This window comes from Streptomyces sp. NPDC002276, from assembly GCF_053891435.1.
On the sequence record NZ_JBSFCQ010000017.1, the window covers coordinates 89,718 to 110,517 of the forward strand.

The following is a 20,800-nucleotide window of genomic DNA, read 5'->3' on the forward strand; positions in this document are numbered from 1 at the left end:
ACCCTTATGCGCAAGTTGCTCGCCGCCGCTCTCTGTCTCGCCGCGACCGTGACCGCCACCGGCTGCGGTGCGAGTGTCGAGTCGACCGCGGACACCCGGCCCACCGAGGCGGTCACCCTCACCAACTGCGGCCAGAAGGTGACGTACAAGACCGTCCCGAAGCGAGTCGTCACCAACGACGTCGGCATCACCGAGCTGATGTTCGCCCTCGGGCTGGAGAACCGCATGGCCGGGTTCGCCATGCCCGACGACAAGGGCGATCTGACCGACGTGCCCTGGAAGGACGGCTACCAGCAGGTCAAGTGGCTGTCCAAGGACCAACTCACCAAGGAGAACGTCCTAGACGCCCGCGCCGACCTCGTCTTCGCAGGCTGGAACTACGGCTTCCGCGACGACAGCGGCTTCACCCCCGACGCCCTCAAGAAGCTCGGCATCCCCTCGTACGTCCTCACCGAGTCCTGCCGCAACGGCCGCACCGACACCTCGCGCGGCATCATGCCGCCCCTGGACGCCCTCTACACCGACCTCACCAACCTCGGAAAGCTGTTCGGCGTCGAAAAGCGCGCGGCCACCCTGATAGCCGACTTCAAGAAGCAGATCGCCACCGTGCACAGCGAGGCACCGGCGAAGAGTCCCACGGTCTTCCTCTACGACAGCGGCCAGGACGCCCCGTTCACCTCGGGCCGCTACGCGGCCCCCGACCAGATCATCAGCGAGGCCGGCGGGGTCAACGTCATGCACGACGTCAACGACTCCTGGACCACGGTCGGTTGGGAGACCGTCGTGAAGCGCGACCCCGATGTCATCGTGATCTGCGACTACGGCGACGTGAGCGCGGAACAGAAGAAGAAGTTCCTCCTCTCCTACGCCCCGCTCCGCAACGTCTCAGCCGTCAAGCACCGCCGGATCTTCGTCCTGGACTACGTCGACCTCGTCGAGAGCCCCCGCAACCCGTCCGCCATCGCCCGCCTCGGCGCGTATCTCCGCACGGTGGCGGCGGGGCAGGAGGCGGCCCGGTAAGGCGTCCCGGTGGGACCGGCGCCGATCAGCGGGTGGGGAAGGAAGCCAGAGCGTGCTCCCACTCGTCGGCCGCGCGGAGCAGTGCCGCCGTATCCACCTGTATCTCCTCGAAGTACTGGTAGATGTTCGGTCTGGCCTCGCCCTGCCGCCATGGGGGCAGGGCTTCCAGGGAGAGGTGGACGCGGACCAGCGCCCCGGCCTCGCCGCGCTCGGCGAGGCTGAAGGCCAGCACCGGTTCGTTGAACCATGTGTCCGGGGACATATAGCCTTCGGCGTCGAGCCGGGTCACGTCCACCGTCCCCGTGGCCGCCCCGCGCAGCCAGGCGGTGACCTGGTGGGCCTCGTGGATCAGCATGGAGGGATCGGCGAAGGACCAACTGCCCTCGGACGTCGTCACCTTGGCGCCGATGATCAGCCAGTTGTCGTCGTAACGGTTACCGCGAACTTTGGGGAACTGATAGCGCAGGGGCCGGAGTTCGACACTGGTCGCATGATCGCTGAGGTGCACGGCCACAGGATGCCAGTGGCCCTCCGGCGGTGTAACTAGGTTTTCGCCGCCCGGACCTGGTCGTAGCGCCCCAGGAAGCGGAACGCCCCGTCCCTCGCCTGGTACAGGAACGCGGTGTCCGCCGGGTCCATCGTGTGGGTGGTGCCCTGGTCGAAACGGATGGGCTTGGCCACCCCGTCGTACGAGAGATGGAAGAGGCCCTCGGCGACCTGTGCGGGCTCGATCGCGGTCGTGGTGCCGAGTGCGTCGAGGGCTCGGGCGATCAGGCCGACGGCGTCGTACGCCTCGGCGGACCAGCGGCCGGGCGCCTCGCCGTAGCGTGCCCGGTAGGCCGCGGTGAACGTCTTCGCGGCCTTGGTGTCGGCCGACTGCGCCTCGGTGTACGGCGCTTCGAAGACCCAGCCCTCGGCCGCCTGCCCGGCCGCCGTGAGGAAGTCGGCACGCATGACGGGCTCGAACCCGGCCACCGCCCCCGTGAACCGTGCCGCGGCCAGGGCCCGGGCGCAGGCCGCGGCCCGGCGTGTTGACGTGCCGGCGAAGACGACCGCCTGCGGGCCGGTGGCCAGGGCGTGGGCGATGGCCGGGCCGAAGTCGCTTGTGCCGGCGGCCACTTGGTGCGTGGTGACCGTTCCGCCGCTGGGCGGCGTCGCCACCAGGTTCCGGTTGATGTCGACGGCCGTCTCGCCCGCCGCGCGGTCCTGGACGACCGCCGTACGGTGGCTGGGGCGGTCCCTGGTCAGGTAGGAGAGGATCGGCAGCGTCTGTGAGCTGTCGGAGGCCCTGGTCACGCACAGGGTGCGCAGGCTCGTGGTGGACAGTCCGGCGGTCGCGTCGTCGACCGACACCAGGACCACCGGCATGGACGCGGCGGCGTACAGCGGCGCGGCGGCACGGGCGCCGACCGTCGTGCTGGGGCCGATGACGGCGCTCACGGACGGCGCGGCGAGCACCCGCCGGGCGATCTCCCGCGCTCGTGCGGCGTCACCTCTGTCGTCGTACGAGGACAGGGCCAGGCGGTAGTTGGCGTCGCCGCGGGCGTTGTGGGCGGCGACGGCGAGGAGTGCGCCGCGCTGCTGTGCCTTGCCCAGGGCTCTCTGAGGCCCCGTCAGATCGGCGTGCAGGGCGAGGGTGTGCGTGGGGATGTCGTGGCCCGCACCGCCCGTCGCCGGGTGGCCCCGGGTGAGCAGGACGGCCGCCCCGGTGCCCGACGCGGCGAGGACGGCTGCCGCCGAGCTGCCGATCGTCAGCACACGGCGGCGTGAAAACCCCCGCGCTGTACGCGTGTTGAGCGCCTCGGGGACGATCGGCCCCGCCGTGCGCGGCGGCGGGTCGAGGGCGCGGGCCGAGCGCTCGGCGACCAGTCGGAGCACGGCGGGCGGCAGCCAGTCGGTCGGGGGGACGGCGACTTCGTCTTGGTGTTCGTCGTGCGTCAGCGCGGAGCGGACCTCGGCCGCCGTCGGGCGGAGCGCGGGATTCTTGGCGAGGCAGCCGTCGATCACCGACCGCAGTGGCGAAGGGAGTTGAGCGAGGCCGGTGCGGTCGGGGGACTCGTGGACGGTGCGGTACAGGATCACGGGCGCGTCACCGGTGCCGAACGGCCGCCGCCCGGTCGCCGCGTACGCCAGCACGCAGCCCAGGGAGAACAGATCGCTGGCCGGACCGACCTCGCCGCCGCGCGTCCGGGCCTGTTCGGGGGAGAGGTAGCCCGGGGTGCCGACGACCGCGTCGGGGGCGGTGAGCGCGGTCGCCCCGGCACCCTTGGCGATGCCGAAGTCGATGAGCCGGGGGCCGTCGGGGACCAGCAGGATGTTGCCGGGTTTGACGTCCCGGTGCACCAGGTCCACCGCGTGCAACTCGCCCAGCGCCTGGGCCAGTCGGGCACCGAGCACGGCGACCGTTTCCGGGGGCAGCGGCCCCAGTCCGTCCACCGCCTCGGCCAGCGACGGGCCGGGGACGAACGCGGTGGCCAGCCACGGTTCCCGCGCCTCAGTGTCCGCGGCCGTCACCGCGACCACCCAGCGGCCGGTCAGGCCGGTGGCCAGCCGCACCTCGCGCCGGAAGCGGGCACGGAAGGCCGGGTCGGCCGCGTACTCGGCCCGGATCACCTTCAGCGCGACGGGCGTTCCGTCGGCGGTACGGGCCAGATACACCACGCCCATCCCGCCCGCACCGAGGCGCGCGAGCAGCCGGTGTCCGCCCAGTTCCTCCGGGTCCTCGGCCCGCAGTGCCCGCATCCCGTGGCTCCCGTTGCTGCTCGGTGACGGCTTTCTCCAACGGTCAGGAAGACAGCCCCACCGGACCGGTGTAGACGAAGCGGCCGTCCTTGACCTGGTAGCGCTGTACCTGCCGGGTGACGAGCTGGTGGTCGGCGTCGAACGTGTAGGTGGTGACCAGCCCCTTGAACCCGGACTTGGCGAGCGCGCCGGTGACTTGAGCCCGGGTGGGGCGGTGCGGCGCGCTCCCGCCGGTTCCGTTGCTCGCGCTCGCCCCGCTCCCGGCGAGGGCCGTGAGCCGGTCGGCGAGCAGGCGGGTGACGTCGTAGGCCTCGGCGGCCCAGTCGCCCGGCGCGGTGCCGTAGCGCTTCCGATAGGCGGTGGCGAACGGCCGTACGGCCGTGGCGGCCGGGTCGATGTACGGAGCCAGGACCTGCCAGCCCTCGCCCGCCGGGCCCGCCGCCGAGACGAAGGCCGGAGTGGCCGACGAAGTGTCCAGGAAACGCGGGCCGTTGAAGTCCCGTGCGGCCAGGGCGCGGGCGAGCGGGGCGGCACGTTCGGGAGTGCCGGTGTAGTAGAAGCCGTCCACGCCGTGGGCCAGCATGTCGGCGACGACGGTCGACACGTCCGGCGCGAGCGCGGGCACCACCCGGGCGTAGAGGGCGATGCCGGCCGCGTGGGTCGAGCTGTGGACGACGTTGACGGACTCCATGCCGGTGATCCCGCCCGCCCGGTCGACCAGCAGCCCCGGGCGCCGGGAACCCTGCGTGGTCAGCGCGGTGACGGTGGCGAACGCCGAGTACGCGGCCAGTGGAGCGGCCCGGAAGTAGCTCTTCGGCTTGGCCAGCAGCGCCGACTGGACGGCGGAGACCGAGAGTTCGGAGACGGTGATCAGGGGCAGCCCGGCGCTCTCGTACACCGCCACCGCGCTCTGCGCCGAGGCGTAACCGGTGGGGCCGAGCACTGCGAACACATCACGGTCGGCGGTCAGTTGACGTGCGACCGCCTGCGCCCGGGCCGGATCGCTCCGGTCGTCCAGCACCCGCAGAGTGAGCGTGAATGCCTTGTCCTCGCGGGAGTTGAACTGTTCCACCGCAAGCCGTGCGGCCCGCTCCTGCGCCGTCCCCGCCGCCTTCAGCGGGCCGCTCAGATCGGCCTGGACACCGATGGTCCAGGAGCGGCCGGTGGCCGAACCCGCCGGTGTCGTACGGTCGTTGTCGCGCAGCGCCGCCCACAGCGCCGCCCCGCCACCGGCCGCGAGCAACGCCGTACCGCCCGCGGCGAGGGCAAGTACCCGACGACGGCCCGGACGTGGGGGAGCGGACTCGTCAGGGACCTCGGTCGGCTCGATACCGGGCAGCGCCAGCATCCGCGCCGACCGGTCGGCGACCATCCGGACCACCGGGTCCGGCAGCCAGCCGATGGAACCGGCCGGTGCGTCCTCCACCAACTCGGCGTCGATCTCGGCGACTTGGGGCCGGGCTTCGGGTTCCTTGGCGAGGCAGCGCGCCAGCAGGGAGCGGAGTTCGACGTCCTCGACCCCGTCCAGGTCCGGGGTGTCGTGCACGGTCCGGTACAGCAGCGCGTCCGCCGTACCCGTACCGAACGGCAGCCGTCCGGTCGCCGTGTACGCCAGCACACAGCCCAGCGAGAACACATCGCTCGCCGGACCCACCGGCAGCGCACGGGCCTGCTCCGGGGAGAGGAACCCGGGTGTGCCCACCACCATGCTGTCCGAGGTCAGTTCGGTCTCCTCGGCCGCCGTGGGCCGGGCGATACCGAAGTCGATCAGCCGGGGCCCGTCCAGCGCGAGCAGCACATTGCCCGGCTTGACGTCCCGGTGCACCAGACCCGCCTGATGCACGGCGTCCAGGGCACGCGCCAGCACCTTGCCCAGGACCCGCACCACCCGCGCGGGCAACGGCCCGCACTCCGCCACCGCCTCGGCCAGCGAGGGGCCCGGCACGAAAGTGGTCGCCAGCCACGGCGCGGGCCCCTCCGTGTCCGCGCCCAGCACCGGCACCACCCACGGGCTGTCCACCCCGCGCGCGGAGTCCGCCTCACGTCTGAACCGGGCCCGGAACTCCGTCTGTTGGGCGAACTCGGGCTGGATCACCTTCACGGCCGCCAGCTCCCCGGCCGTACCGCGCGCCACGTAGACCACGCCCATGCCGCCCGCGCCCAGCCGCCCGAGCAGCCGGTATCCGCCGAGCCGGGAGGGATCGGAGGGAAGCAGCCGCTCCATCACGAACCACCGCCCTTCGCGCCCGACGCGGACCCGGTGGTGCGGCCGGTCTCCTCCTGCACTCGCAGCAGCATCCTCGGAAGGACCTCCGCCACAAGGGAGTTGAGCTCCTGCTCGCTCCGGCCGCGCCCCCCGCACACGGAGGTACCGGCCACCACCGAGCCCAGGACCGCCTGTTGCCACCAGTACGGATACGGGCCCCCGCGCGTGTCACTGAGGCACTGGCCGGTCTCCAGCAGCAGATCGTCGCCGCTGGTGTTGCCGCCCTCGCCGCGCGCGAACGACAGCGACTGCAAGCCCGTCAACCGCTCACCCGGCCGCTGGGTCTGCTCGGTGCAGTCGAGGTCCTCCTCCAGCATCCGGGCCTGCTCCCACGAAGCGTCGAGCGCGGTGCGGTGCACGGTGACCGTGGCCGACAGCCGCACGGCGCCCTTTCCGCCGGTCGCGGGCACCTCGAAGTGCCGGGTCAGGGTGGCCAGCGCGTCACCGGGTAACGGCTCCAGGCGCCACAGACAGTCGTCCCCCAGCACCGCCCACTGTCCGGGGTCACTCTCGTACGGCGTCGCCCGCTCCACCCCGGTTCCGAACAACTCCGGCCCCGAGATGACCCGTTGGATCAGTGCCTGGGCCTGCGTCGCGGTCTTCGGTTCCCGGGCCGGGTCCGTCTCGGGGGTGGCGGAAGCGGTAGAAGCGGTGGCGCTGGGGTTGGTCCCGGACGGCGTCGGCGGCGATGCGGAACCGCCCCCTGTGCACCCCAGCAACAGCCCACTACAGGCCGCCACCACCCCACCGACCCGTAGTGCTCCGGCATACGCCACGACGTCGCCCCCTCCACGGCCTGCCGTACGGCCGACCCCATGCCCCTACCGATGCACCCGGTCGCGGGACGGTTCCCCGCGCTCCGTTTCTGTTTCCGGCTTCGCACAGGATTCGTACAGACGAGTCGATCGTAGTGCCGATGGCTCCTCAACTCATGCTGTACGGAGGGCAGTTCGGAGTCGAAGCGGACTCACCTGACGAGTTCGGTCGGCTCGTCCAGTTGCGTCAGCTTCCGGGGATTGCGCACCACGTAGATCCTGGTGACCCGGCCGTCCTCCACCACGAGACTGATCGCGGACGGCTCACCGTCGACGTCCATCCGGCCCGCGGGCTCGCCGTTGAGCCACAGGGGAGTGGTGTCGAACGCGGCCACCAGGGTGTGCGCGCGGGCGAGGATCGGTGCCACCAGCTCGACGCCGTGGATCGGGGCGAGCGCGGCGGCGACGACCCCGCCGCCGTCGGTCACCAGCACCACGTCCGGCGCCATCACCTCCATCAACTCCCGCAGATGGCCGGTGCGCAGGGCGTGCAGGAACCGTTCCACGACGGCCGCCTGTTCCGACTGGCTCACCTTCACCCGTGGCCGCCGGGCCGCCACATGCTCCCGCGCCCGCCGGGCGACCTGCCGCACCGTCGCCGCGGACTTCCCGACGACCTCCGCGATCTCGCCGTACGACAGCTCGAACACCTCGCGCAGCACGAACACCGCCCGCTCGGTGGGCCCGAGCGTCTCCAGCACGGTCAGCATCGCGATCGACACACTCTCCGCCAGCTCTACGTCCTCGGCGACATCGGGACTGGTGAGCAGCGGTTCCGGCAGCCACTCGCCCACGTACTCCTCACGCCGGCGCGACAGGGCGCGCAGCCGGTTGAGCGCCTGCCGGGTGACGATCCGGATCAGGTACGACCGCGCGTCCCGTACCTGTGACCGGTCGACGTCGGCCCAGCGCAGCCAGGACTCCTGCAAGACGTCCTCGGCGTCGGCGGCCGAGCCGAGCATCTCGTAGGCGACGGTGAACAGCAGGCCGCGGTGGGTGACGAAGGGATCCTCGGTCATGCCGACATCTTCCCCGATCGCGCGGCCAACGGGATCTCGCAGGAGTCGGAGTAGCCCTGCGAGGTGATCCCGTGGGCGGTGTTGCACCGGGCGGCCATGTTGGCGAAGCCGATGTACACGGTGAGTTCGACCAGCGCTGCGGGGCCGAGCCGGTCCAGCAGGCGCCGCGACAACTCGTCGGTGACGGTGGACGGTGTGGTCGTCATGGCCTCCGCGTACTCCAGCACGTCCCGCTCCAGCGGCGAGAACACGTCCGCCTGCCGCCAGCGCGGCACCTGGCTCGCCTTCGTCAGGTCCAGGTTCTGGTTCAGCGCGAAGAAGTAGTTGACGTCGAGGCACCAACCGCACCCGACCTGCGCTGCCACGGCCATGTGCGCGAACGTCTTCAGACTCGCGTCCGCCGCGTCCAGCGTGGCCACCTTCGCGGTGAACTCCTGGTTCGCGGCGGCGAGTTGGGGGTGGTTCCACAGGACTTCGATGGGTTCGGGCACGGATCCGAGCTGCTTGATCAGGTTCTCGCGCAGCTCGACGGGAAGCTCGGCCCTCGGAACGCGAAGCGTCATGATGTCCTCCTGTACGTGTGCCTGTCCGGGCCAGTACGTGTGTCCGCCCGGCGGTTCGGCATGAAGACACCGGCGGACGTGAGGATGTGACATCGGGACGCCGGACGGCCGCACCCTCGCCACCGACGGCGAGGGTGCGGCCGTCCTGTCGGGCGGCCCTGAACTCGCCCGCACGCGGAACAGGGCCGGTCCTAGCGGGCCGTCACCCGGAGGTTCCGGTCGCGGCGGCGAGGTCGTCGGCGTCGGCGCGGGCGAGCACGGCGTCCACGACGGCGTACTCGGCCTGGTCCAGTACGTAGAGCACCAGGGCGATCGCGTCCGCGGCATCCTGCTCGGCGTCGTCGGCGCGGCGTTCGGCCTTCTTGAGGTCGCGTTCGGCCTTGTGCTCGGCGCTCGCCGCACGGCGGTCGGCGAAGTGCTTCTGCACTGAGTCGTGCGCGTCGCTCAGCCGGCCCTGCGCCCGGGCCTTGGCGTCGTCGGTCTTGGCTCCCACGGCATCGATGGATGCCTTGAGACTGGTCTTCGTCGTCTCCAGCTGCGCGCGGTTCTTCGCCTTGGCGGCCGTGGCGGTGTCCTCGACCTTCTTCGTCCGGTCCGCCAACTTGCCGAGCTGGTCCGAAAGCTTGTCCATGATGATTCCTGTCTCGTGAGATTGATTCGGTGGGTCTCGGACAGCGCGCGGCGCGGGTCCGCCGACGCCACGCGTGCCGCTATGCCGCTCTTTGCCGCAGGTGGAGTGAGAGGACGATGCCGGACGTCCCGTACATCAGGCTGAACAGGCCGAACACGGTCGCCAGTGAGACCGCGCCGACGTCCGGCCGCACGAACAGCGCGAACGCCAGGGCCACGGAGACCAGCCCGGTCAGCATGAACATCGCGCGCTCTCCGGCGGACTCGCCCTCCTGAGTGGCCATGCCGATCTCGACAGCGCCGGTGACCAGCGCCCACGCGCCGACCCAGAGGGTGAGTGCCAGCGCCGTGATGCCCGGCCACAGGATCGCGGCGGCTCCGCTCACGGCGGACAGCAGGGCCAGTAGCAGCCAGCCGAAGACCGGCCCCGCCCGGTTGCCGCTGAACGCGCGAACGGCGTCGTTGGCCGCGGCGAAGAAGGCGTAGAAGGCGAACAGGTAGACGAATGTGCCCACGGTTATGCCGGGCCACACCAGCGATACCAGTCCGAACGCGACCGCGAGGATGCCGCGCCACAACAGGGCGTTGGGTGAGCTGAGTACGGTGATCACTTCCCTTCTCGGCCGAGGGGACATGGGCCGGTCGCCTCTTTCCCAACCCCGACGCTAGGGCTCGGCGGTCCGGGCACCATCCGTCATCCGACTGCACTGCTGTAGCTGTCGGGCTGCTTAGGTTCGAGGCGTTCCGGGCGGACGACGACCCACCCCGGACGGCATGCGCGGCCGATTTCGCTACAAGTTCCGAAATTATTCGTGACGGCTCCGCCACGCCGTCGAAATAGGTACTTCCTAGCTTTAACGCCAGTCGCATAGGCGTCATCGCACCCATTGGCTCCTTCAAGCCGCAAGAGGTGCTTTCTCGCGAAAAAACATCACTGTCCTCAGTGATGTCCTGAGACAGGAGCCATCGAGTGTCCAACCCCTCCCGTCGCGGTGTCCTCAGACTGACCGCGGGCACAGCTCTCCTCGGCACCCTCGCCCTGACCGGCTGCGGGCGCGGGGACGAGACCGCCACCGCGAAGACCGCCGCCAAGCCGATCGGCACCACCCCGGCTACCGGCACCGTCAATGTCTGGGCGACCCAGGACGACGCCAGCGTGCTCGACAAGGTGATCAAGCCGTTCAAGGCCGCGAACCCGGACGTCACCCTGAAGTTCACGCTGATACCGAACTCCGACTACTACACGAAGCTCCAGGCGGCGATCGCGGCGGGCAAGGGCCCGGACGTGGCCCAGTTCTTCCCCGAGTCGCAGGCGCAGTTCCTCGACCCGGCGATCCTGCGGCCGGTGCCGGACGGGCTCGTCGACTCCGGCAGCTTCTTCAAGAGCCTGTGGGACGCCGGAGTGGCCAAGGACATCGCCTACACGGTGCCCTGGTACGCGTACACGTACGCCCTCGTCTACCGCGCCGACCTCGCGAAGAAGGCGGGCGTCAAGGCGCCCACCAGCTGGGACGAGATGGTGCCGTTCTTCAAGGCGCTGGAGGGTGCCGGAGCCGTGCACGGGCTCGGGGCCGACAACGGCTGGGACATCTTCAACGGCCAGGACGCCGCGATGTACGCCTGGCAGGCCGGCGGCTCCCTGCTCTCCGCCGACGGCACGTGGACGCTCGACACACCGGCGATGGTCGACGCGATCAAGTACAACGCGTCGTTCTTCACGTCCGGTTCCGCCGACACCGCGACCCCCACCTTCCTCGACTCCCAGCCGTACTTCGTCTCCGGCAGGACGGCCTGCATGATCACCGGCCCCTGGGTCGTCGGCCAGCTCGACACCGCCGCGAAGAAGACCGGCTGGACGGCATCGCACGTAGCCACCGCACCGCTGCCGGCCGGCGCTTCCAGCAGTGCCTCCTTCTCCGGCGGGGGCAGCTGGGGCGTGCTCGCGACCGGCGGCAACGCGGACGCGTCGTGGAAGTTCATCCGCCACCTCGCGAAGCCGAGCACCCAGGTCGCGCAGTTCAAGGCGTACAGCTCACTGCCGGCGGTCGTGTCGGCGTGGGACGACCCGGCCATCAAGGGGCAGCCGCTCCTCGACGCCTTCTTCACGCAGCTGAAAAGGGCGCGGGCGTTCCCGCAGGTGAGCACCTGGCAGCAGGTCGCGACCCGGCTCGGCAAGGAGATGGAGGCCGTGGCCAAGGGCAAGGAGACCCCGGCCAAGGCCGCCGCGAACCTCCAGGCCTACGCCGAGAGCGTCGGCACGAGCACGAAGTGAGCCGCCCATGACCACCACCCTCACCCCTCGGGCGCCACACACGACACCGCACGCCCGACCGGTCACGGCCCCCGCGCGCGTCCACAACCGGAGCCTGCGGCGAACGGCTGTCGCCTGGCTGTTCCTCACCCCGTTCCTCGCCGTGTTCCTGCTCTACACGGTGATCCCGACGGTGGCCGCGCTCGGCTTCAGCCTCACCGACCTGCACGGCGCGGACCTACGGCATCCCTTCGCGGTCGACTTCACCGGCCTGGAGAACTACCTCCGGCTGTTCCAGGACTCGACCTTCCGCCGCGACATCCTCAACACCGCCGTCTTCGTCGCCGTCGGCGTACCGCTCACCATGGGCGTCGGTTTCGCGCTGGCCATCGCGCTGAACTCCGGCATCCGGCGGCTGCGCGGCCTGTTCCGTACGGTGTTCTTCGCACCGGTCGTCACCAACGTCGTCGCCGCCGCACTGATCTGGCAGTACGCCTTCAACCCGAGCGGCACCGTCAACAAGGCGCTCGGCGCGTTCGGTTTCGCCGGACCGAACTGGCTGGACGACCAGCACCTCGCCATGCCCGTGGTCATCCTGCTCGGCGTCTGGCGCAACTTCGGCACCGCGATGGTCCTCTTCCTCGCCGGACTCCAGTCGATCCCGCAGGACGTCTACGAGGCCGCCGCCCTCGACGGGGCGGGAAAATGGCGGCAGTTGAGGCACATCACCCTCCCCCTGCTGCGGCCCACCACCCTCATGGTGTCGGTGCTGCTCACCGTCTTCTACCTCCAGGTCTTCGACGAGCCCTATCTGCTCACCGACGGCGGCCCGCTCGGCTCCACCGAGTCCGTGGCGCTGTACACCTACCACCAGTTCGGGGTCGGCGAGTTCGGGGTGTCCTCGGCCGCCTCCTTCGTGACCCTGCTGCTCGTGTCCCTGGTGAGCGTCGTCCAGTTCCGATTGCTGAGGCCCCGCACATGACCGCCGTCGCCCGAAGTGCCGTACGGGCGCGGCCCGTTGCCCGGCCCCTGCTCTACGCCGCGCTCGTCCTGTGCGCGCTGCTCACGCTGCTCCCGTTCGTCTGGGGGATCGGCGGCTCGCTGCGCGGCCTCGACGAGATCCGCTCCGACCCCGGTTCCCTCGTCCCCCACCACTTCACGCTGGACAACTTCACCCGGCTGTTCAGGACCCAGGGCTTCGGCCGGTTCGTGGTCAACAGCGTCGTGGTCGCGGCCATGGTGGTGGTCGGCAACATCGTGGCGGCGTCGGCCGCCGGTTACGCGCTCGCGAAACTCGAATTCGCGGGCAGGCGGCTCGCGTTCGGCGCGGTCATGGCGGCGATGATGGTGCCGTTCACCGCGGTGTTCGTCCCGCAGTTCGTGCTCACCGTGGACATGGGCCTGGCGGACACCCTCGCCGGTATCGCGCTGCCCAGCCTGGCGATGCCGATGTCGGTGTTCATCATGCGGCAGTACGCGTCCTCGATCCCCGACGAGTTGCTGGAGGCGGCCCGCATCGACGGGGCCGGTGAGTTCCGCATCTTCTTCCGGATCTTCCTCCCGCTGGCCGGTCCGGCGGTCGCGACGATCACGATCATGTCGTTCCTCAACTCGTGGAACTACTTCATCTGGCCGCTCATCGTCGCCCAGAGCACGTCCAGTTACACGCTGCCGGTGGGCCTCGCGGCCACCAGCCAGGCGGCGGCGCACGTGACCGACTACGGCCTGATGCTCGCCGGTGCCGTCGTCGTCATGCTGCCGGTGCTCGTGCTCTTCCTCTTCCTTCAGCGGTACTTCGTGCAGGGCATCGCCGGAACGGGAATGAGGTGACCCCCCTGAAGTCCGCGACGAACGGGATGAACCAGAGCGCCGTCCGCCGCGTCAACACCTCAGTCATTCTGCGTACGTTGGCGGTGTCGGCCGGACCGATGACCCTGACCGAACTCGCCGGGCGGGCCGGACTCTCCCGCCGCACCAACGAGTTGATCCTGGACTCGCTCATCGAAGCGGGCTGGGTCACCGAACTCGACCGCGTGCCGACCAGCGGCTGCGCCGGCCGCCCCGCCCGCCGGTACGAACTCCGCGCCGAACAAGCCCTGTTGGCGGCGGTCCGCATCACCACCCTGGACGTGTCCGCGGTGGTGGCCGACGTCCGCGGCCGTATCCTCGGCCGGGCAGACCGCCCCCTGCGCGCCTACCAGGATCCGCGGTCCACACTCGACGACGCGGCGGCCCTCGTACGGGACGCACTCGACGACGCCGGCGGCTCGCCGGACCGGCTGCGCGCCGGTGCGGTCGCGGCCGGCGGCGCGATCGACGACGAAGGTGTCGTACGACGTCTGGTGCACACCACGCGCTGGGAGGGCGTGCATCTGCCCGACGAGCTCCAGCGGCGCGTGCGGATGCCCTGGTTCGCCGACAACGACACCAACCTCGGTGCGCTGGCGGAGCGTTGGCGGGGCGCGGCCGGTGACCACGACAACGTCGTCTGGGCGGTCCTCGGCAACCGGACCGGCCTGGGCATCCTCATCCGGGGCGCCGTGCACCGGGGTCTGGACGGGGCCGCCGGCGAGATCGTCGAGGCGCACTCGATACCGGTCGGCTCGGTCGCGAACCACCCCGTCGCCTGGCTCACCGCACCCGAGGCGGACCGGCGCCGTACCGCCCTGGAGCGTTTCGAGGCCGCCCGGGCCGGAGACGCGGAAGCGCTCGCCGAGGTCGACGAGTTCGTCGAGAACATCACCTCGATCCTCACCACCCTGTCCTGGACGGTCGCACCCTCGCTGATCGTGCTCGGCGGCGGTCTTGAGGACGCGGCCGACGTGCTGCTGCCCCGGGTGCGGGAGGCGATGCGCGTGGCCCGTACCCCCGCGATCGAGCTGCGCGCCACCCGCCTGGGCCGCGACGCCGCGCTGATCGGCGCCGTGAAGCTGGCCCTCGACCGGATGGACACCGAGCTGTTCGGCCCGCTCGTCCCCGGCGCGTAACTCCCCCCACACGAAACGACTTTGGAGTTCCCCTGTGACCGACATCCCGCACACCGACGTCCTCATCGTGGGCAGCGGCATCATGGGATCCGTGGTGGCCCGGCTGCTGCGGGACAGCGATCCGCGGCTGGGCATCACGATGATCGAGGGCGGCAGCGCGATCGGCGGGACGCCCGGGCTGCATCTGCACGATGTCGACGACCCGGTCCTCTGGGCGCGCTACAACGAACAGGTCGTCAGCGGCATCCAGGGCATGTACACCGGCGCCGAGGTGGTGCGCGAGACGGCGGACAGCCTCACCGGCCTGACACCCGGCATGTTCCACGCGCTGGCCTTCGGCGAGGACGCCGAGGCGATGCCCGCGACCGCGCTCGCCTGGAACGCGGGCGGTATGGGCGTGCACTGGACCGCCGCGACCCCGTGGCCCGCCGACGACGAGGTGTTCGACTTCGGCGACCCGGCCGCCTGGGCGGCGGACCTCGACACCGCGCGCCGACTGCTCGCCGTCACACCTTCCCCGATCGGCCCCACCGAGATCGGGCACCTGGTCCTCGACGTACTACGAAGGCGCTACGACGACACGGCACCGGCCGACCGGCGCCCGCAGCCCATGCCCATGGCCGTCACGGCGACGGCATCCGGCCCCATGCCGCGCACCGCACCGGGGACGATCTTCCCGCCCATCGCGTCCGGCGGCGACCCGGAGTCCACCCTGCTGACCGACACCCTCGTCACCAGGTTGCTCGTCTCGGACGGCCGGGTCACCGGTGCCCGACTGCGCCGCGTCGCCGACGGCACGGAGACCGAACTCCACGCGGACACCGTCGTCGTGTGCGCCGACGCGCTGCGCACCCCGCAACTGCTGTTCGCCTCGGGCATCCGCCCCCCGGCCCTGGGCCGCAGGCTCAACGAGCACGCGTTCATCACCGCCCGGGTGCTGCTCGACCTGGACCGGTTCGGCCTCGCCCTCGACGACCTGCCCCTGCCCCGCACCGGCGAGTTCAGCACGGACTCGCTCTGGCTGCCGCAGAACGGAACGGCACAGCCCTTCCACGGACAGATCATGAACCGGACGTACGTCGGCGAGGACGGCCGCCCGCTCGCGCACGCCGTGGGCCTCACCCTGTACGCCCCTGTCGAGTCGCGCCCCGAGAACCGCCTCGTCTTCTCGGAGTCGGAGACCGACCTCGCCGGACTGCCGCGCATCCGCGTCGAGTTCGAGTACTCCGACGCCGACCGCGCGCTCATCGACCGGGCGTCCGCCGAAGTCCGGTCACTGGCCGAGGAGTTCGGCCCCTTCGACCCCGCCACCGAACTCGCGCTGCTCCCGCCCGGCTCCGCCCTGCACGTGACCGGCACGGTCCGGGCGGGCGTCGCCGACGACGGCACGACTGTCTGCGACCCGGACGGCCGGGTGTGGGGCTACGACAACCTGTACCTCGCCGGCAACGGCGTGATCCCCACCCCGATGGCCGCCAACGTCACCCTCACGGGCGCGGTGACCGCCGTACGGACCGCCCGAGCCGTCACCACCCGTACCGCGCCGCTCGCCGCGCGCTGAAAGGAAGTCCGACCGTGATCAGCACAGTCAAGGAATACCGCGTGGCGCTGCCGGCCTGGATCGACGACGAGCTGGCCGACGTGCCCGCCGTGGTCCGCGACCGCGCCGACCGGATGCGGCTCGTGCACCGCCTCGCCGACCGCAACTGGCGGGAGGGTGACGGCGGTCCGTTCGCGGCCCTCGTCGCCGAGCGCGACACCGGCCGGATCGTCTCCGTCGGCGTGAACGTCGTACTGGCCTCCGGCGTCTCCGGCGCACACGCGGAGGTCGTCGCGTTGGGTCTCGCCCAAAGAGCCCTCGGCGGCTGGGACTTGGGCGCCGAGGGACTGCCCGCGCACGAACTCGTCGTCAACTGGCGTCCCTGCGTGCAGTGTTACGGCGCCACGATGTGGTCCGGGGTGCGCGGTCTCGTGGTCGCGGGGGAGGGGCCCGAGCTGGAGGAGATCACCACCTTCGACGAGGGCCCCCTCGGCGCCGACTGGGCCGAGCAGTTCGAGGCGCGCGGGATCGACGTCGTAGGAGATGTGCTCCGGGACGAGGCGCTGACCGTGTTCCGGAACTATCGCGAGGCCGTCGACGCGGCCGACGGGATCGTCGTCTACAACGCCCGCGGAGGCACCGAATGACCACCACGGCACCGCGTTTCGCCACCGACGTCATCACCTTCTACCACCCGGATTTCTGGGACCTCCCCTCCGCCGACGCCGTGCGCGAATGGGCCCTGGCCCACCCCGAGCGCTTCTGGGCCCGCGTGATGGACGCGCTGACGGCGGCCGGTGTCACGGGCATCGAGCTGACCTTCGCGCCGGGTGATATCGAGTCGGCCCTGCGGGCCTTCGGCAGCGCACCCGCCTTCCGCCGTGAACTGGCGGCCCGGGGGCTGTCCGTCGTCAGCGCGTTCATCGCCGACAGCGACGCCCCCGGCTGGCGGGGCGGCGCCGATCTGCCCGCGATCGTCGCCGACGCCGAACGCCGGGCCGCCTTCCTCGCCGACGTCGGGGCGGAACTCCTCGTCGCCGGACTGCCGATGCGGACGACGTTCGGCACGCGACCGCCCTTCTTCGTCGACGCCGCGTACATGACCCGCATGGCCGACATCGCGCACGCGGTCGGTGAGGCCGTCTCGCGTCTCGGCGTGAAGCTCGCGTTCCACACGGAGTCCAACAGCACCCTCTGGTACGAGCGGGACATCGACCTGTTCATGGCCCTGACCGACCCGCGCTACGTCTGGCTGTGCCCCGACTCCTGCCACATCGCCCTCGGTGGCGGCGACCCGGTGGCGGTGGCCCGCCGCCACGCCCCGCGCATCGCCCTCGCCCACTGGAAGGACGCGGTCAAGCCCATCGACACCGAACTCACCATCGACGAAACGGTCTTCACTCAACAACAGCTCTATATGGCCGAGTTGGGCAAGGGCATCGTCGACTGGCAGGGCTGGGCCGACGCCATGTCCCGCACCCCGGGCGCCGGCACCGTACTCATCGAACTGGACGAGGCGCCCGACCCCGTCGCCGCCCTCAGAGCCGGAACAGCCGTGGCCGGCAAGGCGGTTCGCCCGTGATCGACTTCTCCGCCTGCGTCGAGCTGATGTTCCTCGAAGGCGAGCGGCCCCTCGACGACCGTGTACGCGCCGCGGCCGACTCCGGGTTCCGCGCGGTGGAGATCTGGGAGTGGTGGGACAAGGACCTGCCCCGCCTCGCCCGCGCGCTGGAGGCGACCGGCACGCGCCTGATCACTCTGTGCGTCGAGTCGTGGCGGGACAAGTGCGACCTGGGCGACCCGTCGTCGCACGACGAGTTCCTCACCCGCGTACGGGCGGCCGCCGACGCCGCCCGACAGCTGAACACTCCCGGACTCGTCGTACTCGCCGGGGACGTCGTCCCGGGAATCGCCCCCGCCGCTCAACTCCGCAACACGGCAGAGGTGTTCGCACGGGCGGGAGAGGAGGTCGGCGGGAGCGGCCTCGAACTCCTCGTGGAGGTCGTCAATCGCGCACACGAGGGTCCCCACGCCCTGATCTCCGACTCACGCACGGCGCTCTCTCTCCTGCGCGCGATCGACCTCCCCAACGTCCGCTTCCTCTACGACCGTTACCACGCGATCCTCAACGGCGAGCCCCTCGGAGCGGAGATCCAGGACGCCGTCCCGTTGATCGGCCACGTCCAGGCGGCCGACATCCCGGGCCGCCACGAGTTCGGTACCGGGACCGTCGACTGGGCCATCGAACTCGCCTGGCTCCACAAGGCCGGTTACGACGGCTACGTAGGCATCGAGGCGACACCGCTCGGCGACAGCGGCCAGGTCTACGCCGCGGCCCGTGCCTTCCTCTGACAAGGTCACTGTCCAGCTGCGACTGACGCTGCTCAGCCTGGGTACTCACCGGCTCATGCGGATGAGTGTGGTGGACGTGGGGTCGAACACGGTTCGGCTCGTGGTGGCGGATGTCGGGGACGGGGTGCCGTTGCCGGTGCACACGGCCAAGTGGAAGTTGCGGCTCTCCGAGCGCGTCGGGCCGCACGGGGAGATCCCCGACGAGGCCGTACGCCAGCTCGTGAAGGCGGTGTCGGCCGCCGAGGAGACCGCCAGGCACTGGGGCGCGGCAGGACCCCTCGCCTTCGCGACGGCGGTCGTCCGCGGCGCACCCAACCGGCTCGACGTGCTGCGCTCGGTGCATACCGAGACCGGGATACGACTGTCCACGCTGCCGGGGGAGTTGGAGGGCGAACTCACGTTTCTCGGCGCCCGGCGCTGGATGGGCTGGCGGGCCGGGCCGCTCGCCCTGTTCGACATCGGGGGCGGATCCTTCGAGGTCGCGTTCGGGCGCGGCCGGCTGCCGGACTTCGTGGCGTCCCTTCCGCTCGGTGCCGGCCGGCTGACCCGGGACTTCCTGCCGGGCCAGGACCGGCCGCCCGAGCAGACGGTCAAGGCGATGCGGCGCGAGGTACGGCACCAACTGCGGGACGTGGCCGCGCGGATCCGCTGGGAAGGGCCACGGACCACGGTGGTGACCTCACGCACCTTTCAGCAGCTGGCGCGACTCTGCGGTGCCGCGCCCGGTCGCCAAGGTCCTTTCGTGGAAAGGAGGTTGGTGCGGTCGGAGCTGCGGGTGGGCCTCGACCGGCTGGCCGCCCTCGCGGCGGCCGAACGGGCCCTGCTCCCCGGTGTCTCGGCACCGCGGGCCGCGCAGAGCCTGGCCGGAGCCGTGGTCGGGCACACGGTGATGAAGCTGACCGGCATCAAGACCGTCACCGTCTGCCCCTGGGGCATCCGCGAGGGAATCCTGCTGCGGTACATCGAGGACGGCGGTTCCTGGTGGACCGAGCTGACCCGCCGCAGCGCCGACGCGGAACCGGCGGGAAGGGCCGCCCTGCGCATCGCACCGGGTCCGGCACCGACGACCGCCGACGGCTGACCGCCCGAACTCCGTTCGCCCCCCTGCCACTTGGTACCGGTCCGGGCAACCACCGCCAGCCCTACGGTTCGGCGACGAACGAAGCGGTTCCGCACCGATTCCCGGCCGCCCGTCGTACCCTCAACAACGCTGGACGCGGGGCGCGTCGGGCGGTTCCGGTGCGGGCCTCGCCGACCGCGTACGGGGCGTCCCGGCGTACCGGTATGCTCTCGACTGTTGTCCGACGGCAACTATATTCGCGGGGGACAGCGCGGTGGGGAGGGCAGGGCCATGGTGGTGCCACGGCCACGGGCCGACGACCTGCTGTCGGTGGGCGGCGAAGGGGTCGGACCGGACACCTGGCCGGCCTGGCAGCCCTCCGTCCTGCTGGTCGAGGACGACGCGGGTGACGCGCTGCTGGTGGAGGAACTGGTCGCCGACAGCGCGCTGAAGATACGTCTGCGGTGGGTGCGGTCGATGGCCGAGGCCGCCGAGGCGCTCGCCGCCGACGTACCGGACTGTGTCCTGCTCGACCTGCATCTGCCGGACGCCCAGGGGCTGGAGGCGCTCTCCCGGGTACGGGCGGGCGCCGAACGGGCCGCTGTCGTGGTCCTCACCGGGCTCGCCGAGGAGGAGACCGGACTCGCCGCCGTCGCCGCCGGGGCGCAGGACTACCTGGTCAAGGGCCGGGTCGAACCGGGCCTGTTCGGACGCGCCGTGCGCTATGCGATCCAGCGCAAGCAGGCCGAGCGGGCGGCCGTCGCCCTCCAGTCCAGCCGGATGCAGGCCCAGGAGAACGCCCGCCTGGAACGCGGGCTGCTGCCCAGACCCCTGCTGCGCGGCGAGGGCGTGGAGGCGGTCGCCCGCTACCGTCCCGGGCGTGCGCAGGCGCTGCTCGGCGGCGACTTCTACGACATCGTGCAGAGCGTCGACGGCACGGTCCACGCGGTGGTCGGTGACGTCTCCGGGCACGGCCCCGACGAGGCCGCCCTCGGTGTCGCCCTGCGGATCGCCTGGCGCACGCTGGTGCTCAGCGGTGTCACGGGCGCCGAACAGGTGGCGCGGCTGGAGGAACTCCTCGTCGCCGAGCGCGTCCGCGGCGAGGTCTTCGCCACCCTCGTCTGTCTCACCGCCGCACCCGGCGAGCGCACCGCCCGCGTGGTGCGCGCCGGACACCACGGACTGCTGATGCGGGACGGTGGCGGTGTGGAATGGGTGGAGGTGCCCGGCGGTCCGGCACTGGGCCTGGTTCCCGGTCTCGCGGACTGGCCGGTCGCGGACCTCTCCGTACCGACGGGCGCGGCCGTGGTCCTCTTCACCGACGGACTCTTCGAGGGACATGTCGGCCGGGGCTCGGAGCGCCTGGGCGAGGAGGGTCTGCTGCGGCTGGCCCGGGAGCGGGCCGCACTGGCCCCGGCGCCGTTCGTCGACGAACTGATCGCCCGCGCCGAGGCCCTGGCCGAGACCCGGGGCGGCCTGGCGGACGACGTGGCCGTGCTGCACCTGCACTGGACATGAGACAGCTGCCCCGGACGTGATTCACCGCGCCGGAAAC

The 20,800-nt window shown here is 71.3% G+C and carries 19 protein-coding genes; 11 read left to right on the forward strand and 8 right to left on the reverse strand.

The annotated features are described in order from the left end of the window. The first annotated feature begins 6 nt into the window (after positions 1-6). Positions 7-1,020 carry an ABC transporter substrate-binding protein gene (locus ACWIHT_RS35045; protein WP_456172351.1) on the forward strand — a complete coding sequence of 338 codons (1,014 nt, stop codon included), beginning with the start codon at positions 7-9 and terminating at the stop codon, positions 1,018-1,020. Positions 1,021-1,045: 25 nt separating this feature from the next. Here the strand turns inward: ACWIHT_RS35045 and ACWIHT_RS35050 are convergent, their stop codons facing one another. The 8 genes from ACWIHT_RS35050 to ACWIHT_RS35085 form a co-directional block, all read right to left on the reverse strand. Continuing rightward, positions 1,046-1,528, reverse strand: coding sequence for a WapI family immunity protein (locus ACWIHT_RS35050; RefSeq protein WP_456172352.1), 483 nt, complete (start codon positions 1,526-1,528; stop codon positions 1,046-1,048). Positions 1,529-1,563: 35 nt separating this feature from the next. Beyond that, a complete protein-coding gene (locus tag ACWIHT_RS35055) occupies positions 1,564-3,762 on the reverse strand; it encodes a bifunctional serine/threonine-protein kinase/ABC transporter substrate-binding protein (protein ID WP_456172353.1) in 2,199 nt (732 codons plus the stop codon). A 43-nt stretch (positions 3,763-3,805) separates the two neighbouring features. Then, positions 3,806-5,986, reverse strand: coding sequence for a bifunctional serine/threonine-protein kinase/ABC transporter substrate-binding protein (locus ACWIHT_RS35060; protein ID WP_456172354.1), 2,181 nt, complete (start codon positions 5,984-5,986; stop codon positions 3,806-3,808). Next, positions 5,986-6,804, reverse strand: coding sequence for a hypothetical protein (locus ACWIHT_RS35065; protein ID WP_456172355.1), 819 nt, complete (start codon positions 6,802-6,804; stop codon positions 5,986-5,988). Before ACWIHT_RS35065 ends, ACWIHT_RS35060 begins: the two co-directional genes overlap by 1 nt. Positions 6,805-6,995: 191 nt before the next feature. Further along, entirely contained in the window at positions 6,996-7,862 is an 867-nt protein-coding gene (locus ACWIHT_RS35070; RefSeq protein WP_456172356.1) for an RNA polymerase sigma-70 factor, read from the reverse strand. Beyond that, positions 7,859-8,425, reverse strand: coding sequence for a carboxymuconolactone decarboxylase family protein (locus ACWIHT_RS35075; RefSeq protein WP_456172357.1), 567 nt, complete (start codon positions 8,423-8,425; stop codon positions 7,859-7,861). The genes ACWIHT_RS35070 and ACWIHT_RS35075 overlap by 4 nt, the downstream gene beginning before the upstream one ends. A gap of 202 nt (positions 8,426-8,627) precedes the next feature. Continuing rightward, complete coding sequence (locus ACWIHT_RS35080; protein ID WP_456172358.1) at positions 8,628-9,056, reverse strand: hypothetical protein; 429 nt, start codon at positions 9,054-9,056, stop codon at positions 8,628-8,630. A 79-nt stretch (positions 9,057-9,135) separates the two neighbouring features. Continuing rightward, complete coding sequence (locus ACWIHT_RS35085) at positions 9,136-9,666, reverse strand: HdeD family acid-resistance protein (RefSeq protein WP_456172359.1); 531 nt, start codon at positions 9,664-9,666, stop codon at positions 9,136-9,138. Positions 9,667-10,025: 359 nt separating this feature from the next. Here ACWIHT_RS35085 and ACWIHT_RS35090 point away from each other — a divergent pair, with 359 nt between their 5' ends. From ACWIHT_RS35090 to ACWIHT_RS35135, 10 genes are all read left to right on the forward strand, one after another. After that, positions 10,026-11,327 carry an extracellular solute-binding protein gene (locus ACWIHT_RS35090; RefSeq protein WP_456172360.1) on the forward strand — a complete coding sequence of 434 codons (1,302 nt, stop codon included), beginning with the start codon at positions 10,026-10,028 and terminating at the stop codon, positions 11,325-11,327. Between the two features lie 7 nt (positions 11,328-11,334). Then, complete coding sequence (locus ACWIHT_RS35095) at positions 11,335-12,288, forward strand: carbohydrate ABC transporter permease (protein ID WP_456172361.1); 954 nt, start codon at positions 11,335-11,337, stop codon at positions 12,286-12,288. Further along, a complete protein-coding gene (locus ACWIHT_RS35100) occupies positions 12,285-13,136 on the forward strand; it encodes a carbohydrate ABC transporter permease (RefSeq protein WP_456172362.1) in 852 nt (283 codons plus the stop codon). The genes ACWIHT_RS35095 and ACWIHT_RS35100 overlap by 4 nt, the downstream gene beginning before the upstream one ends. 26 nt (positions 13,137-13,162) lie before the next feature. Beyond that, positions 13,163-14,293: an ROK family protein gene (locus tag ACWIHT_RS35105; RefSeq protein WP_456172482.1), complete on the forward strand. Its 1,131-nt coding sequence runs from the start codon at positions 13,163-13,165 to the stop codon at positions 14,291-14,293. A gap of 34 nt (positions 14,294-14,327) precedes the next feature. Continuing rightward, positions 14,328-15,854, forward strand: a complete 1,527-nt coding sequence (locus ACWIHT_RS35110; RefSeq protein ID WP_456172363.1) for a GMC oxidoreductase — start codon at positions 14,328-14,330, stop codon at positions 15,852-15,854. Between the two features lie 14 nt (positions 15,855-15,868). Then, positions 15,869-16,480 carry a nucleoside deaminase gene (locus ACWIHT_RS35115; RefSeq protein ID WP_456172364.1) on the forward strand — a complete coding sequence of 204 codons (612 nt, stop codon included), beginning with the start codon at positions 15,869-15,871 and terminating at the stop codon, positions 16,478-16,480. After that, positions 16,477-17,415 carry a sugar phosphate isomerase/epimerase family protein gene (locus ACWIHT_RS35120; RefSeq protein WP_456172365.1) on the forward strand — a complete coding sequence of 313 codons (939 nt, stop codon included), beginning with the start codon at positions 16,477-16,479 and terminating at the stop codon, positions 17,413-17,415. The genes ACWIHT_RS35115 and ACWIHT_RS35120 overlap by 4 nt, the downstream gene beginning before the upstream one ends. Beyond that, positions 17,412-18,185, forward strand: coding sequence for a TIM barrel protein (locus tag ACWIHT_RS35125; protein ID WP_456172366.1), 774 nt, complete (start codon positions 17,412-17,414; stop codon positions 18,183-18,185). Before ACWIHT_RS35120 ends, ACWIHT_RS35125 begins: the two co-directional genes overlap by 4 nt. Before the next feature lie 55 nt (positions 18,186-18,240). Then, on the forward strand, positions 18,241-19,266 hold the full coding sequence (locus ACWIHT_RS35130; RefSeq protein ID WP_456172483.1) for a Ppx/GppA phosphatase family protein: 1,026 nt from the start codon (positions 18,241-18,243) through the stop codon (positions 19,264-19,266). A 270-nt stretch (positions 19,267-19,536) separates the two neighbouring features. After that, positions 19,537-20,763, forward strand: coding sequence for a PP2C family protein-serine/threonine phosphatase (locus ACWIHT_RS35135; protein WP_456172367.1), 1,227 nt, complete (start codon positions 19,537-19,539; stop codon positions 20,761-20,763). Positions 20,764-20,800: the final 37 nt, after the last annotated feature.

Coding starts and splice junctions, on each gene's coding strand:
- ACWIHT_RS35045 (WP_456172351.1), top strand. CDS start 7: ATGCGCAAGTTGCTCGCCGCCGCTCTCTGTCTCGCCGCGACCGTGACC.
- ACWIHT_RS35055 (WP_456172353.1), bottom strand. CDS start 3,762: ATGCGGGCACTGCGGGCCGAGGACCCGGAGGAACTGGGCGGACACCGG.
- ACWIHT_RS35060 (WP_456172354.1), bottom strand. CDS start 5,986: ATGGAGCGGCTGCTTCCCTCCGATCCCTCCCGGCTCGGCGGATACCGG.
- ACWIHT_RS35070 (WP_456172356.1), bottom strand. CDS start 7,862: ATGACCGAGGATCCCTTCGTCACCCACCGCGGCCTGCTGTTCACCGTC.
- ACWIHT_RS35075 (WP_456172357.1), bottom strand. CDS start 8,425: ATGACGCTTCGCGTTCCGAGGGCCGAGCTTCCCGTCGAGCTGCGCGAG.
- ACWIHT_RS35080 (WP_456172358.1), bottom strand. CDS start 9,056: ATGGACAAGCTTTCGGACCAGCTCGGCAAGTTGGCGGACCGGACGAAG.
- ACWIHT_RS35095 (WP_456172361.1), top strand. CDS start 11,335: ATGACCACCACCCTCACCCCTCGGGCGCCACACACGACACCGCACGCC.
- ACWIHT_RS35100 (WP_456172362.1), top strand. CDS start 12,285: ATGACCGCCGTCGCCCGAAGTGCCGTACGGGCGCGGCCCGTTGCCCGG.
- ACWIHT_RS35105 (WP_456172482.1), top strand. CDS start 13,163: ATGAACCAGAGCGCCGTCCGCCGCGTCAACACCTCAGTCATTCTGCGT.
- ACWIHT_RS35120 (WP_456172365.1), top strand. CDS start 16,477: ATGACCACCACGGCACCGCGTTTCGCCACCGACGTCATCACCTTCTAC.
- ACWIHT_RS35130 (WP_456172483.1), top strand. CDS start 18,241: ATGCGGATGAGTGTGGTGGACGTGGGGTCGAACACGGTTCGGCTCGTG.
- ACWIHT_RS35135 (WP_456172367.1), top strand. CDS start 19,537: ATGGTGGTGCCACGGCCACGGGCCGACGACCTGCTGTCGGTGGGCGGC.